Below are 13,588 nucleotides of genomic sequence, written 5' to 3'. Positions count from 1 at the left end.
AAGCCACTCTCCCAGCCTTTAACCCGTCGCGAAAGCAACCAACACCTCTTTGACTGTTAACTCCGCAGCTTGATGGAAAATTTTTGCGACGAAACGTGGCTTGCCGAACGCTCACCATGCCAAGCATTCTTTCAGTTGAGATGATGTGATGGTCATTCAACGCGCTCTATTCTAACACGACAATTCCAGTGCGCTTTGACTTATGCTCAGGTTCAACGTGGATGGTGATGCGCGCATCTGGAACCGCTTTGGCGATACCAACCTCAACTCTGTCACAGATCTCGTGGGCGTCGAAAACCGTCATTTCGCTTGGGACCACAAGATGAAATTCTACAAAGGTCGCACTGCCCGCATGACGGGTCCTGAGATCGTGCGCTTCGACCGCTCCGGCCGCTTCGATTGAGATGGCTTCACGTATGCTGGCCAGAATCTCTTCTGGAACCGCCTCATCCATCAGGCCGCTCAGCGACTCTTTCACGACGCGAGAACCAGACCATATGATATTGATCGCAACCAATGCAGCCATAAGCGGGTCAAGGACCCACCATCCGGTAGCAAGTGCAAGAAGAACTCCCATCGCGACGCCTGCGGACGTAAAGACATCGGTCCATAGATGCCTCCCATCGGCGACCAACGCTGGAGATTTCAGTAGACGCCCTCTTCGAACCAGCACGAAGGCCCACATCGCATTGAGCATCGTGGCCGTTCCGTTCACCAGAAGGCCCTCTATCGGAGCGCCAAGCGCGCGAGGGCTTAGGAAGCCTTCGTACGCCTCCCGCAGGATGAATATCGCCGCTACGATGATCATCACCCCCTCTAGGACGGCGCTGAAGAACTCCGCCTTGTGGTGACCAAAGGGATGATTTGCGTCCGGCGGTCGCGCCGCGATCCGTATCGCAACGAGCGCGGCGAACGCAGTTGCGAGGTTCACAGTGCTTTCGAGCGCGTCCGAGAGCAACGCCACGGAGCCTGTCATCAGCCATGCCAGTGTCTTTAACGCTAGAACAATGCTCCCAACGACAAGACTTCCAAAAGCAAGTTTGAGCGCAGAATGCATTTTTGCTCCGATATAAAGGCATTTGAATTACAGGTCGGCAATGAACTATTCAACCTATTGAATTTGCCAATGATAATGCCTCTCACTCCGAACAGGAAGCACACCGGTCGCTAAATCAACCAACACCTCTCTGACTCTCAAACGCAGGCCGAGGTCGAAGTACCGCCTGTTGGCAAGCAGCCCGGCGCAGGCACAGTGACACCGGGTGCTGACCTAACTGTTCGGGCGAGACTTCAAGCTGGCCATCGCATCAAGGAAGGCCTGATCCAGCACCGGATCGTCCCATCTGCCAGCGACGGCCATCCAGCGATCAAGGTCCTCCCGGAAACCCGGATCATCGCTCTTGATGTGAAACGTGAACAGGCGGTTGACGATGTCCCGCATCAGGCTTGCCATCTGGGCGTCGTCGATATGGGCGGCCTCAAGCCATGGTATTTCGCGGCCCTCCGCATCGATCACGAGGACATCGGAATAATCCCCCGTCTTGGTTGTTGGCACCGTGCCTGCGTGCAGGTCTTCGAGGCGCGAATTGCGGATGCAGATCATGGCCATGATCTTCGCAAGATTGGCCGCGATGCGGTCTTCGTCAGCGGGTTTCATGGTCAAATCCTCATGTGGTAGATAAATATCGACTGTCGGCTTGTGTGACACAAGGACAGGATCATTCGTTGAGATAAGCCGTCCAATTTTGCCGCGCATGCACAATACGCAGCACGCTTACCCAGCTGGCTTCGATCCGATAGATGATGAGATGGGACCCTGAGCGGTACACCCGCACCGGTGGGCGAATTTCGAGCCGTTCGCGCGCGATTTCCGGGTGTCGGACCAGCAGGGACATATCGCTGGCAATCGCGAGGATGTAGGTTTCGGCCTGGCCAACAGACCAGATGCGCACGGTATAATCCCAGATCGCGTCCAGATCGCTCAAAGCTGCGGGGGACAGCCTGTATTCAGTGACCGGTGGTGTCGGGATTATGTTCTCGCTTGCCGGCAAGGAATGCCTCGACATCCAAATGCCGCGCGGGACCACTGGCGATGCCCTCATCGACGAGCTGCTGCAGCTCCGCAATGGCGCGGTGGCGGTCCTGGTCCCGGCGGATCAGATCACGCACGTAATCACTGGCGTTGCTATAACGCCCATCTTTGGTTTGTGCCTCGACCCAGATCTTCATCGGATCGGGCAATGAGACATTCATCGTGGCCATGGTCTTGATCTCCTTTGTCATGAAGATGGCATAGATTGCCAAAGTTTGTCAATAAGTGCGCCAGCGCCAGACTGGACCTAACCGGCTACGGCGCTCCCCGAACCCGGCGGGTTGTCCCGTCGGGCCCGAGGGGGAGACCCGGCGGGTGAACCCACCCTCAGAACGGGATCTCGTCGTCGCGGTCGACCAGCTCGGGGTCTTGGCCCTCGGCTGATTTCGGACGGCTAAGGAAGTTTCGGCGATGATCTCGCAGCCGTAGCGGTCAATGCCCATGCTATCGATCCACTTGCTGTAGTGGATACGGCCGTGGGCGAGGACCTTCATGCCCTTTTCGCAATGCTCCGTGACCGTCTTGCCGAGACCGTTGAAGCAGGTGATGCGGTGCCATTCCGTGTCCATGACCCGGTAGCCGTTGTCGTCGCGCATCACGCGACCTTCCGAGAGGCGGGAGCGCGAGGTGGCAAGGCTGAAGTTGGTGATCTGGGTGCTCGCGCCTTTCGTGGTGCGGGCTTCGGGGTTCTGACCGATGTTGCCGGCGAGGATGACGATGCTCTGCATGGGTAAGCTCCTGTGTTTCCTGTCTTCGGGACCGTCCCTTCGACAAGACCCGAAAAAGCCCGTCGGGTGAGGCGTGCACGGCGGACGGCACGGACGCCGGAATCCCTCCAAAGGACCGGGGTGGAGCGGGCAGGACGCCACAGGCGGCCAACACGGCCCGGACTGACGCGGGGTTGGGCGCAGGAGACCGAACGGGATTAGGGGATTGTCAGTCGAACGAAGGACCCAGAGGACAGAGAGGCACGGGGAGCCCATGCCAGACCCTGTCACCTTGCCAGTCGAACTTATCTGAACCTAATCCCAGCACCTCTCTGGCGGTGACGAAAGTGACGATCATCGACTCGCGCCCTTCTGCCCCTGCCTGCCGGAAGTTTCGGGCCTATGCTGCAACGGGCTATCAATATCGGAACATTCAGGACACGGACCGCACCAATGGCTGATTTCGATCTCGAGGCCCTGTCGCTCAGCGAGCTGAAGAAAATGCAGAAGGATGTCGAAGGCGGCTTCCACCTATCAAGATCGACAAAAGGCGGTAGCCTGCGCCGGAACTGGGCTACTCTCTTGCCGAACTTGTCGGCTCCAAGGTGAAAACCAGCCGTGTGCAATCCGCTGCGAATTTCTCACCACCTAAGAACCCTATGCTCATCCGGTCTATCCGTGGGCGTGACCCGAAGTGGTTCGTTGACGCATTCAAGGCGGGCACAGACCCAAGTTAAGAGAACAGCTTTTTACTGACATGACACGAAGATCATGTTAGCAAAGCGGCACTTTCTTAACACGAGGCAGGGAACATGTTAAAGCCGACCTATATCATCCCCACCCTGCCCCCGACGGCGGAAATCGAAACTATTACTGTGCTCAAAGCGCTCGCCCGAGCCAGCCGTGCGCTTGCCGACCTGAAGGGGCAGGCAAAGACTATCCCAAATCAGGGCATTTTGATCGATACCCTCGCGCTCCAGGAAGCCAAGGCCTCCTCCGAAGTCGAAAACATCGTCACGACGCAAGATGAGCTGTTTCAGGCGGACATCTTCCCCGACGACCCGCAATCCCCTGCGGCCAAAGAGGTCGCCCTTTATCGCGATGCCCTCCGGCTTGGCTATGCACGGTTGGGTGAAACCGGCGGCCTGATTCCCAACTCGGCGATCATCGACATGTTTCGTCTGCTGAAAGGGCGTAGTGACGGGTTTCGAGTAACACCGGGAACCGCCCTGAAGAACGAGAAGACCGAAGAGATCGTCTTTGTGCCGCCTCAGGATGCGCGCGAGATCGTCACCCACATGACCGCGTTGGAACGGTTTATCAACGATGACGGTCTCAGCGACCTTGATCCGCTGATCAAGATGGCGCTCATCCACCACCAATTCGAAAGCATCCACCCCTTTCCAGACGGGAACGGGCGAATCGGCCGCATTCTGAATGTCCTCTACCTTACCCGCACCGGGTTGCTCGACATCCCCGTGCTGTACCTGTCGCGTTTCATTACTCGCAACAAGGCGGACTACTATCAGCACCTGCAGGATGTGCGTGATACCGGAAACTGGGAGAACTGGGTCATCTACATGCTCGAGGCCGTTGCAGAGACCTCTGCGACGACCTTCGAGATTGTTACCGGTATCCGGCAGCAAATGGCGGACGTCAAGCATCGGCTGCGGTATGAGTTGCCCAAGATCTACAGCCAGGAACTGCTGAACAATCTCTTCCGCCACCCTTACACGCGGATCGAATACCTGCAGAAGGATCTGGATGTCAGCAGACAAACCGCTGCGAAGTATCTCGACACCTTGGCGGAGCGGGGCTTTGTGGAAAAGCACCGGTCTGGGAAGAATAACTACTTCATCAACGTCGCCTTGGTGAAACTCTTCCTAGACGTCTCGGGCGGCCCGTAGGGCTCTGACTAGCCTGACAATTCGAGGAAGGTGACGATCTGCCGGCCTGCATCGGCACTCTGTCTCGTTCAGCTGCGGCGACTGGCAGGCGTAGAACTCAGGTCGGCGCCCTTGCGCCGAACCTGAACCTTGGCGGAAACCGTGGGCCTAACCCGGAAAATTCATGAAGAGGCGGTGAGAGTGGTGTAAGGTTTTGAGATCGTGTAGATTTTGAGTGTTGAAGCCAAAATCCTGGATTTCGAGGAGCCACTTCTCACCATGGACAAATCTACACGCTCTCACCCCCGTTTGTCACCTGTGAATGGCAAGCCAATCCTGCTTGGTTTTGATGGCGCGGACATGAGTTCTGATGCCGGGCTGACCCTGCTGCGCGAGATCGAGCGTCAAGCAGGTCTGGCACAGCGTCTTGCTTCGTGCATGGTTGATCCGCGTGATCCGGCCAAGGTTCAACACAACCTGGCCGAGATCATGCGCTTCCGGATCATGATGATTGCCGCAGGATATGAGGACGGAAACGATGCCGCCACTTTGCGGCACGATCCCGGCTTCAAGCTGGCCCTGGAGCGCGGCCCCGAGACCGGGGCGGCGCTGTGTTCCCAACCCACGATCTCGCGGATGGAGAACCTGGCCGATATGCGCGCGCTGATCCGGATGGGTCGGGAGATGGTCCGGGTTTACTGCCAGTCCTTTGCGCAGCCGCCCGGTCAGATCATCCTCGACATCGACGACACGTTCGACGCGGTGCATGGCCATCAGCAGCTGCGTCTGTTCAATGCCTACTACGACGAATACGGCTTCCAGCCCATCGTTGTCTTTGACGGCGACGGGCGGCTCGTCGGAGCTTTGCTACGCCCGGCGCGCAGGCCCAAGGGGGCTGAAAGCGCAGCCCACATTCGCCGATTGATCCGGCAGATCCGCAGGCATTGGCCCAAGACCGAGATCCTGCTGCGCGCTGATGGCCACTACGCAACCCCCCAGGTTTTGGACCTGTGTGACAGGCTCGGGCTGCGCTATGTCTTCGGCCTGCCCAAAAACAGCCGTCTGGCGGAGCACATCCTGCCCCTCGAGACCTCGACGGCCGCGCGCTATGCCCGCAAGCCCGGCCAGAAGCTGCGCCGGTTCAAGACATTCTTCTATGCGGCCCGGTCCTGGTCGAAAACGCGCCGCGTCATCGCCCGGGTCGAGGTCAGCCCCAATGGGCGCGACACCCGCTACATCGTCACCAATCTCGAGGGCGGGCGCGGCAAGCACCTCTACGAGAAGCTCTACTCCGCCCGCGGTCAGCCCGAGAACCACATCAAGGCGTGGAAAACCCATCTCGCCTCGGACCGGACCTCGTGCTCGAAGGCGACCGCCAACCAGATGCGTCTGATGTTGCACGGTGCCGCCTACTGGATCTGGTGGAAATTGCGCGCCGCCTGTCCAAAGAAATCTCCGTGGCGCCGTGCCCAGTTCGACACGCTGCGCCTGTATCTCGCCAAGCTGGCCGCCACCATCGTCGAGAAGAAGACCCGGATCATCGTGACGCTGCCAGCATCCTGCCCACAGCAAGGCCTCCTGCGCCTGCTCTTCGATGCCCTCGCCCCGCCAGGGCCAGCCTGACGCACGCGCGCCCCGACAACCCCGAAACATCAATCCATATGACCCAAGACCAAGTCGCCGGCCGGACTGTCAACCGGACGCCGACATCGGATGCGCGCGAGAACCCCCAGGCCCGGAAAACCAACTACCCAAGCAGAAAGCTGCAGCTTCATGAATTATTGCGGCTAAGCCCACGGGTCAACCTCAACCAGTACCTGAACTTCGTCGCCGTCGATTTCATCGGCAGGGACGGCGCCGAAGGTTCCATCCCCAACTTGGAAGACGACGATCGAAACCATGAGCGTGGCGGCGAGGGAGGCGGCGAAGGCGTGTGCGTCTTTGCGGGACATCTGTTTGGCTCCCGTCTTTGGAGGCGGGGGACCATCCCTCGCGCGACAGGACCCCGCAGGCCCGAAGACTGGCTGACATCACCGGGTGCGTTCGGCTCGTCCGAATCCATCCGGCGGCACGGGCTTGCCCGTAGTCCGACCCCTCGCGGGTTGATCTCGAAGACAGAATTCGGGGCAAGGAAGGGAATGGCGAGCGGGGGATGGTCCCCCAACGTCAGGAGCCGATTGTCCCGCTGATGTTCTAACGCCGCCAGCCTCCCGGCCACGCTCTTGGTTGAAGACGTCCTTCCGTGGGGATGGATCCTTTGGTGCCCCGCGAACTCAAAGGACAAGGTTGTGATGGTTGAGAGGCCCGCGCTTGGGCGGGCCGCTCGGTTTCAGTTGGGCTCAGGCGGCTAGGTCCGCGCCCCCTGCCCTTTCGCTATTTTCATCGCTGACGATTTCAAGTCGCGCGTTGCGGTATCCTTCCTTGGCGATCCAAAGCTCGGCCGCGGTGATGGATTCCGCCAGATGCAGCAGCTCGGTGTTGCCGCCGAAGTCGAGGAGCACGCGCACCTGCCCGGGCTTCGGCTCCTCGGCCACCTCGAAGACGAGGGCGCTGTCAGCGGAATGGCTGCGCATGATGGTGACGAGGATCACCCCGTCCGAGGAGAGGTTACCCTCATGCAGCGTGAACGACGCGGGAGCAGTCCAGGTCGCGTAAGGCCGGGGTGGCTCCTTTTTCACAAGGCGGCCGACACCGTTCGAACGCTCCCAGGCCGCCAGCTTCTTTGTGAAGCGTGCTGGCGGCTTGGGACTGCCGTCAGTGTAGCGAATGAGCGCCCCGAGGGGCGCGGTGTCGATGATGGTTGGTGCAGACATGATTCCTCATTCCGAATGCGAGTAATCGCACTCATCTTATTGATATTGTTACACTATAGTGTGATTGGGGGCGGAATCTCCGCCCCCCGCTGGATCACGTTATTCCGCGGCCAGCATCGACGCGCCTTGAGCAGGCAGGTCATCCGTCAGGAACGCGGGAAGGTCAGCCTCACTGACGCTGTCGGCCACTTCGGCATCGACATCCGCCCCTTGCCCTTCGGCACAGTCCTCACCGTCCAGCGCCACGAGATCGTTCCGGCGCAGGACCTCGGGCAACCAACCGCTGCCCTTCAGCAAGCGCTCGGCCTCACTGGCCATCTCGCCTTTCTTCAGGTGATCGAGGAGTTGGGTAGTCACCTCCCCTTTCGCCTCCCGCACGGCCTCGAGGATGCGGGCCTTGGGCACGCGGTTGAGATAGGTGTCGACCGTCGGCTCCCATCCCGCCTCGACCATATCGAGACCTGTGGCGCGCGCCACGAGATCGGCATGCGCCATCCGCCGGGTCAGACCTCCTGCGGAGATGCCTGCCCCGTAAGGGTTCACCTTCTCATGCAGCGCGTTGACGCCGAAGCTGAGGCAATGCGCCAGCAAAGCCAGACGGCTGCCCTGGTCGAGGACCGTCAGATAGTCCCAGAGTGCCGCATCATCGCCAAGCGGCAGATCGGCTTCCCATTCCGCGTGACGCTCGTCGACCAGCTTTGCCACCACGCTGTCCTTCAGATCGGGCGCCTGCGCCGACATGTAGACGTGACGCACTGAGGCTTCGAGACAGCTTCCCGAAGCTGAGGAGGTGCGGAAGGTGTCCGTCACCAGCTTCAGAAGCAGCAGCGTCAGCGCGACATCGGGCGAGCGCCCGATCGCTTCACGCAGCGCCAGCGTCCGGTGGGCCGTCAACTCCATCACCAACCGCTCGGGCAGCGGCTTCAACGCCCCGTCGTCCTCATCCTCCGGCAAGTCAGCTCCGATCGGCTGGCCACCCGACATGATGACGGTTCCGCCATGAGCGGCACTGCCATGGCCATCGGTGAGATCACGATCAGCCCCCTGCCCCGCCACCGCAGGATCAGTACCATCCTGGACCGCGGTCTCCTCAACGGGCTCATCCTCTGGACGCACATAGCCGCGATAGACTGCCAGCGCGCCGTAGCGGTCGAGCGTGACGAACGCCCCTGCCCGCCCGATCTCCTCCGCGTGGAAGATCAACGGCCGGGTCTCGATCTTTTCCATCTCTGCTTCCAGCAGGCCAAGCCGCGTGTCGATTTCATCGGGGATTTCATCCTGTCCCGCGTATTCCTCTTCCAGCGCCCGATACTCGGCGAGCAGTTTGGCATGGGCCGCTCCTTCGTCATCCGTCATTGGCGCCGGATCACCGGACAGAGACCGCAGGCCGTGGCTGTAGCCGTAGGGCAGGTCAAGCGCGACCTCGATCCATTTCCAGCCCTCAACCGCGACTGTCTCAGCCTCGGCCTGGAGTTTTTCCGTCACCAGCCGATCGAGCAGGGCAGGATCCTCGAGCCAGCCACCGTCATCGCCCTGAAAGAGGTCATGCAGCATCGTGCCACCAGCCGCTTCATAGGCCTCAATACCCACAAAGACCGCACGCCGGTCTGACGCCCGGACCGAGGTCTCGGTCAGCATGCGCCGGATTTGGAATGGCTCCTTGTTCCAGGATGAATGGATCACATCCCAGACCTGAACCTGGCGCGCGTGATCGGGGTTCACGGTGAAGGCCATGAGCTGCTCCAGCGTCATGCCATCCTCGGCATAGATCTCAAGCAGGGCAGGGGCGACGGAAGCGAGTTTGAGGCGCTGCTTCACGATCTGCGGCGTCACGAAGAAGGCGGCAGCAATCTCTGCATCGCTCTGACCCTTGTCACGCAGTGACACAAACGCGCGGAACTGGTCGAGCGGGTGCAGGGCGACGCGCTGCATGTTTTCTGCAAGGGAATCGTCCTCGACCAGAATCGCGGACCCCGCATCCCGCACGATGCAGGGAATGGGCGTGGTCTTCGCCAACCGCTTTTGCTTCACCAGCAATGCCAATGCTTGGAACCGACGGCCTCCGGCGGGGATCTCGAACTTGCCGGTCTCGGTCCCATCATCGTCCAACACGGGCCGCACGCTCAGGCTTTGCAAGAGGCCGCGGCGTGCGATGTCTTCGGCCAGTTCCTCAACGGACACGCCAGCCTTGATACGCCGCACGTTGGACTGGCTCAGCACCAGCTTGTCGAAAGGGATATCCCGGGACGGGGACAGGGTGATTTTCTGGACAGTTTTCGTCATCAGATCTTCTCCACGACAGGCACCGGAAGCCGCTCTCCCGATCTCACTTCCCGTCACCCTCAAACCAACACTCCTTTGCCTCTCGATAATCGGATGGTTGCCAAGAGGCGACTTAACAGCTGTTAAGTCTGGCCAACTGAGCACCGACGACGTCGAAACTTAACAGCTGTTAAGCCGCACTTCGCCGTCCGATCAAAGCCATGACCATCGGACCGCAAGAGAATTCGCCCGCCGCGGCCTTGGACGTCAGCGCCCGCAAGTATCCACCCGGTGATCTGATGTCGGAAAAACGTTCCAGCATGGCCACGACGACGATCGAGGCTTGCTCTGGTCCCATGCAGCGCTGCGCTTCTTCCCAAGCGGAAACACTGATCCCCATGGCCGGCCGTACATGACAAGCCGCGTCGAAAAGCTGGTGCCAGTGTCGAACGTCGCCCTGATAGAAAGTCTTGAGCGAGGGACAGCCAGCGATCACCAGGTGGAGTGGGATTTTCGGTACCCGCCTCGTGTCAGGCTCTTCAACGTCAGCCACAGGCTCATCCGTATCAATATCAGGCGCGCCACTCGCCGCCGCCCCGCCTTTTTCTAAGGCAGGTTCAAGATCTATAGATTCTTTATTTGAATTATGATGGTGACGCTCAAATTGGGCATCATTGGTGTTCATTTCTTCTGTTTCAGGGCCGTCTATGACATTACGCGCCTGGTCAAGGAGGGTCTCCAGTTCAGTCCGGAATGCCGACAGATCCTCAAGCGAAAGCTTGCGGCGAAGAGCGCGGGCTGTGAGGGAGGCCGTATCGCTGAGCTGGTCCCATAGGCCAAGCCCGGGCTGGATCTCCTCGCCGAACTCCGCCAGAGCGGCCAGGTCGCGACGCATGAGGCTCACCACCTCCCTCAGTCGCCGCACACGGTCCTCAGCCTCACGCACAGCCTCTGCGGCCCGTGCAATCTCCTCTGCCCGGCAATAGAGCGGGGAGAGATCAAAGCCGAAGGCCACGCGATCTTCGCCACGCTTGCGCACATACCGCTTCCCGTTGGGGCTATCGCGCCGCATGAGCAAGCCTGCGTCTACCAACCGGGCGAGGTGACGGCGCATCGTCGAGCAAGGCATGCCGTTCAGCCGCTCGCAGATCGCCTTGTTGGATGGGAAGACGACCATTTCGGTGTTCCCGCCAAGCGCATCGCCCGGAAAGAAGCTGAGAAGTCCCTGAAGAACGGTCAGATCGCGCTCGGAAACCCCAAAGGCTGCCTGCGCCTTGGACAACTCGCGGAGGAGCTCCCACTTGTTGACGGGCTTGCCTGGAACAGATGCCTCGGGCCGCTCGATCACGCGCAGATGGGCGTGCGATATCGGCCGCATAAACGGCGAAATTGGTGTGTACTCCATGAAAATATTCACGAAGGCAAAATTTGAGTGGCCCGCGAATCGCTTTGCGCTTGCGGGAGAGGGGCCAGATCGCTACATTCAGAGGTGCGAAAACTGAAGTTTTGTAGCGGGCTGGTCCCGTTCGAAACCTAATTAAGGTCTCGTGAAGCTAGCTTCTCGGGGCCTTTTTCATTCTTGCCTGTATCGTGCCTCCTTTTTGTTGGTTGCTCTTCCTCAGTCTTCTGAGCGCTTCCAGCGCTCATGAAGCTCGGTAAGCAGCTGCGGGGCGTTGCCCTCAAGCCAGCTGACAAATTCAGTATCCTCGGACTTCAACTCGAGCTTGAGTTGCTTGCCACGGCGTCCGGTCGTGACGGTTGCAGCACCGACCCCTGGAATGACCGTTTCAGGCTGGCTGCGCGAGCGAATCGAGGAAGTGGAGTGCTCGGTCTTCCCTGCCGCAGAAAGGACTGCCAAAAATGCCCGGTCGGACTTCTCATCTATTCCACCCGAATGGATTGACTTGGTTTCATTGGCCAAGGCTGCGAGTCGCTCGTGGTCCACATCTGCAGCCCCAATACACTTCTTGAGTTCCTCCCATCGGGGTCGGCCGATCCCAGGTGCCGCACCGATGGCCAGGACAAGATCTTCTCCTACGGTGCGGACAACGCTTAACAACTGCGAAACCCCAGCCTCGGTCAGATTGAGAACCTCGGCAACGCCCTTGTTGGTGCGCTCTGACTCGCCCAGGTGGTCCCCATCAAGCAAGGCAGCGGCTACGAGCGCGCGTTCGATAAAGCTCAGATCTCGCCGCTCCTGGTTTTCCAGCAACTGATCGCGAAGCGCCTGATCACCCTCCATTTCCGTGACAATTGCGCGGACCTTGATCCCAAGTTCTCTGCAAGCCTCAAGGCGACGGCGGCCATAGATCAGGCTGTAGCGATCACTCTCAAGTGGGCGCACTAGAATCGGAACACGTTGGCCGTTCTTGAAAATCGATGCCCTCAGACCCTCGATCTCGATCTGAAGTCGGTCATCTAACCGACCTGCAGTCTCGATATGACCGGGGTCGATTTCGAAAACACCACCTCGGAGCCTGCGCCCCTCAAGAGCGTCGGGCGCGTTGCGCAGGGTCTGCAAGGGCAGACCAAGTTTAGGCTTTCTTGCCATTGCGTCCCCACGTGTTCTGAATGATCGCAGCGATCTCGTCGTTGACGCCGTTCATGGAATCGATCGCGCGATCGAAAGTCTGGCGCGTGAATTCCTTCTTGTCGGCCTCATAGAGCGTCTGCTTTGTGAGCCCCGCATCCGAAATCGCAGTCGATTCGACCATGTGATTGGTCAGAACGGACCTGCCGAAAAGACCCCGGATGAAGGCAATGACCTCAGTTTGCGGTGCATCACCCACCTTGTAGCGAGTTGGCAGGAAACGCAGCCAGTCAAAGCGAAGGTTTGCGCCGGCGTCCCGGATGACGCCAAGCAGATCAGCGGTCATGCGCAAAAACTGCGACATAGACATGAGATCGAGCATCTGTGGGTGAACGGTGACAAGCACCCCGGAGGACGCCGACAAGGCAGACATGGTCAGGAAGCCAAGCTGCGGCGGACAGTCGATGACGACGACGTCATAGTCTGCTTCAACACTATCGAGCGCATCACGCACACGGGCAAAGAACGCGCGGGCGCCGCCTCGCTGGATGGCAGCCGGCGTCTCATGTTCGAATTCCATGAGCTCTAGGTTCCCGGGGATAAGGTCGAGGCCTCGGATGTAGGTTTTACGGATTACTTCCGAGATCGGGACCGGTTCATCATAGCGAACTGCGTCATACAGCGTTCCACCCTCCATCAGGTCCAGCTCAGGTTGGATGCCATGCAGCGCGGAAAAGGATGCTTGGGGGTCCAGATCGATCGCAAGGACACGATATCCCTTGAGAGCCAAGCGCTGCGCAAGGTGAGCTGATGTTGTCGTTTTCCCCGAGCCGCCTTTGAAGTTCACAACGGAGACAATCTGAAGCTCGTCACCGGCACGACGCCCCGGCACGTAGGTCCCAGGCTTCTTCGCGTTTGCCTCTAGGGCGTGGCGGATCTCCCAGATATCATCGAGTGTATACCGACGGTGGCTGCCCGCAGTGGTTTCGACGTCAGCGATCTTTCCTTCTCGATGAAGCTTGCGAAGGTAGGTATGATCGACGCCAAGCAACTCTGCCGCCTCGCCGCTAGTCAGGCTGCGCATGACTTTCTTGGCGTCGGGAGGGAAGCGGGCCGCACGTTGCGCATGAAGGTTTGACGCGAGAAGCTCTGCGTAGTGCCCGATGGCAATGTCTAGGTCCTGCTCAGCTTCGCTCATCTCTGCCTCGATTCGTGGGCGCGTTTTTTATATGACCGCGCGTTATTTATCGAGACTATTGCCCGAGCTATCAGATTCGTGCAAGCTCTTTCTAGATATG

13 protein-coding genes and 1 pseudogene are annotated in these 13,588 nt (G+C 59.5%); 3 read left to right on the top strand and 11 right to left on the bottom strand.

Features of this window, described 5'->3' with window-relative positions; all coding sequences use genetic code 11:
• Window positions 1–166: 166 nt before the first annotated feature.
• The 5 genes and pseudogenes from B5M07_RS18595 to B5M07_RS18575 all read right to left on the bottom strand — a co-directional run bounded on the left by B5M07_RS18595 (window position 167) and on the right by B5M07_RS18575 (window position 2,820).
• Window positions 167–1,057, bottom strand: a complete 891-nt coding sequence (locus tag B5M07_RS18595) for a cation diffusion facilitator family transporter (protein ID WP_120352568.1) — start codon at window positions 1,055–1,057, stop codon at window positions 167–169.
• A 213-nt stretch (window positions 1,058–1,270) separates the two neighbouring features.
• Window positions 1,271–1,657 (bottom strand): hypothetical protein, encoded by a 387-nt coding sequence (locus B5M07_RS18590; RefSeq protein ID WP_120352567.1) that lies wholly within the window; start codon window positions 1,655–1,657, stop codon window positions 1,271–1,273.
• Window positions 1,658–1,718: 61 nt separating this feature from the next.
• Window positions 1,719–2,066, bottom strand: coding sequence for a type II toxin-antitoxin system RelE/ParE family toxin (locus B5M07_RS18585; RefSeq protein WP_302649205.1), 348 nt, complete (start codon window positions 2,064–2,066; stop codon window positions 1,719–1,721).
• Complete coding sequence (locus B5M07_RS18580; RefSeq protein WP_120352621.1) at window positions 2,008–2,262, bottom strand: type II toxin-antitoxin system ParD family antitoxin; 255 nt, start codon at window positions 2,260–2,262, stop codon at window positions 2,008–2,010. Before B5M07_RS18580 ends, B5M07_RS18585 begins: the two co-directional genes overlap by 59 nt.
• Before the next feature lie 157 nt (window positions 2,263–2,419).
• Window positions 2,420–2,820, bottom strand: a pseudogene (locus tag B5M07_RS18575) (single-stranded DNA-binding protein).
• Window positions 2,821–3,252: 432 nt separating this feature from the next.
• On the opposite strand from B5M07_RS18575, the gene B5M07_RS19635 reads away from it, so the two are divergent.
• The 3 genes from B5M07_RS19635 to B5M07_RS18560 all read left to right on the top strand — a co-directional run bounded on the left by B5M07_RS19635 (window position 3,253) and on the right by B5M07_RS18560 (window position 6,308).
• The gene (locus B5M07_RS19635) at window positions 3,253–3,408 is read left to right on the top strand and encodes a hypothetical protein (RefSeq protein ID WP_240910506.1); all 156 of its coding nucleotides are present in this window, start codon (window positions 3,253–3,255) and stop codon (window positions 3,406–3,408) included.
• A 203-nt stretch (window positions 3,409–3,611) separates the two neighbouring features.
• Entirely contained in the window at window positions 3,612–4,706 is a 1,095-nt protein-coding gene (locus B5M07_RS18565) for a Fic family protein (RefSeq protein ID WP_120352565.1), read from the top strand.
• Window positions 4,707–4,964: 258 nt separating this feature from the next.
• Window positions 4,965–6,308 (top strand): IS1380 family transposase, encoded by a 1,344-nt coding sequence (locus B5M07_RS18560; protein WP_120352564.1) that lies wholly within the window; start codon window positions 4,965–4,967, stop codon window positions 6,306–6,308.
• Between the two features lie 164 nt (window positions 6,309–6,472).
• Here B5M07_RS18560 and B5M07_RS19535 read toward each other — a convergent pair whose 3' ends face one another.
• The 6 genes from B5M07_RS19535 to repA form a co-directional block, all read right to left on the bottom strand.
• Window positions 6,473–6,637 carry a hypothetical protein gene (locus B5M07_RS19535; RefSeq protein ID WP_162931916.1) on the bottom strand — a complete coding sequence of 55 codons (165 nt, stop codon included), beginning with the start codon at window positions 6,635–6,637 and terminating at the stop codon, window positions 6,473–6,475.
• Window positions 6,638–7,024: 387 nt separating this feature from the next.
• Window positions 7,025–7,498, bottom strand: coding sequence for a hypothetical protein (locus B5M07_RS18555; RefSeq protein ID WP_120352563.1), 474 nt, complete (start codon window positions 7,496–7,498; stop codon window positions 7,025–7,027).
• A gap of 99 nt (window positions 7,499–7,597) precedes the next feature.
• Window positions 7,598–9,781, bottom strand: coding sequence for a ParB/RepB/Spo0J family partition protein (locus B5M07_RS18550; RefSeq protein ID WP_120352562.1), 2,184 nt, complete (start codon window positions 9,779–9,781; stop codon window positions 7,598–7,600).
• Window positions 9,782–9,950: 169 nt separating this feature from the next.
• Entirely contained in the window at window positions 9,951–11,165 is a 1,215-nt protein-coding gene (gene repC / locus B5M07_RS18545; RefSeq protein WP_120352561.1) for a plasmid replication protein RepC, read from the bottom strand.
• Between the two features lie 213 nt (window positions 11,166–11,378).
• Window positions 11,379–12,311: a plasmid partitioning protein RepB gene (repB, locus tag B5M07_RS18540; RefSeq protein ID WP_120352560.1), complete on the bottom strand. Its 933-nt coding sequence runs from the start codon at window positions 12,309–12,311 to the stop codon at window positions 11,379–11,381.
• Window positions 12,295–13,488 (bottom strand): plasmid partitioning protein RepA, encoded by a 1,194-nt coding sequence (gene repA, locus B5M07_RS18535; protein ID WP_120352559.1) that lies wholly within the window; start codon window positions 13,486–13,488, stop codon window positions 12,295–12,297. Before repA ends, repB begins: the two co-directional genes overlap by 17 nt.
• Between the last annotated feature and the right edge of the window lie 100 nt (window positions 13,489–13,588).

It is taken from the genome of Sulfitobacter sp. D7 (assembly GCF_003611275.1).
Classification (GTDB): Bacteria; Pseudomonadota; Alphaproteobacteria; order Rhodobacterales; family Rhodobacteraceae; genus Sulfitobacter; species Sulfitobacter profundi.
Note: the sequence above shows the minus strand (reverse complement) of the source record. Positions and strands in the feature narration are given on the sequence as shown.

Coding starts and splice junctions, on each gene's coding strand:
- B5M07_RS19635 (WP_240910506.1), top strand. CDS start 3,253: ATGGCTGATTTCGATCTCGAGGCCCTGTCGCTCAGCGAGCTGAAGAAA.
- B5M07_RS18555 (WP_120352563.1), bottom strand. CDS start 7,498: ATGTCTGCACCAACCATCATCGACACCGCGCCCCTCGGGGCGCTCATT.
- repB (WP_120352560.1), bottom strand. CDS start 12,311: ATGGCAAGAAAGCCTAAACTTGGTCTGCCCTTGCAGACCCTGCGCAAC.
- B5M07_RS18560 (WP_120352564.1), top strand. CDS start 4,965: ATGGACAAATCTACACGCTCTCACCCCCGTTTGTCACCTGTGAATGGC.
- repC (WP_120352561.1), bottom strand. CDS start 11,165: ATGGAGTACACACCAATTTCGCCGTTTATGCGGCCGATATCGCACGCC.
- B5M07_RS19535 (WP_162931916.1), bottom strand. CDS start 6,637: ATGTCCCGCAAAGACGCACACGCCTTCGCCGCCTCCCTCGCCGCCACG.
- B5M07_RS18565 (WP_120352565.1), top strand. CDS start 3,612: ATGTTAAAGCCGACCTATATCATCCCCACCCTGCCCCCGACGGCGGAA.
- B5M07_RS18595 (WP_120352568.1), bottom strand. CDS start 1,057: ATGCATTCTGCGCTCAAACTTGCTTTTGGAAGTCTTGTCGTTGGGAGC.
- repA (WP_120352559.1), bottom strand. CDS start 13,488: ATGAGCGAAGCTGAGCAGGACCTAGACATTGCCATCGGGCACTACGCA.
- B5M07_RS18590 (WP_120352567.1), bottom strand. CDS start 1,657: ATGAAACCCGCTGACGAAGACCGCATCGCGGCCAATCTTGCGAAGATC.
- B5M07_RS18580 (WP_120352621.1), bottom strand. CDS start 2,262: ATGGCCACGATGAATGTCTCATTGCCCGATCCGATGAAGATCTGGGTC.
- B5M07_RS18550 (WP_120352562.1), bottom strand. CDS start 9,781: ATGACGAAAACTGTCCAGAAAATCACCCTGTCCCCGTCCCGGGATATC.
- B5M07_RS18585 (WP_302649205.1), bottom strand. CDS start 2,066: ATGTCGAGGCATTCCTTGCCGGCAAGCGAGAACATAATCCCGACACCA.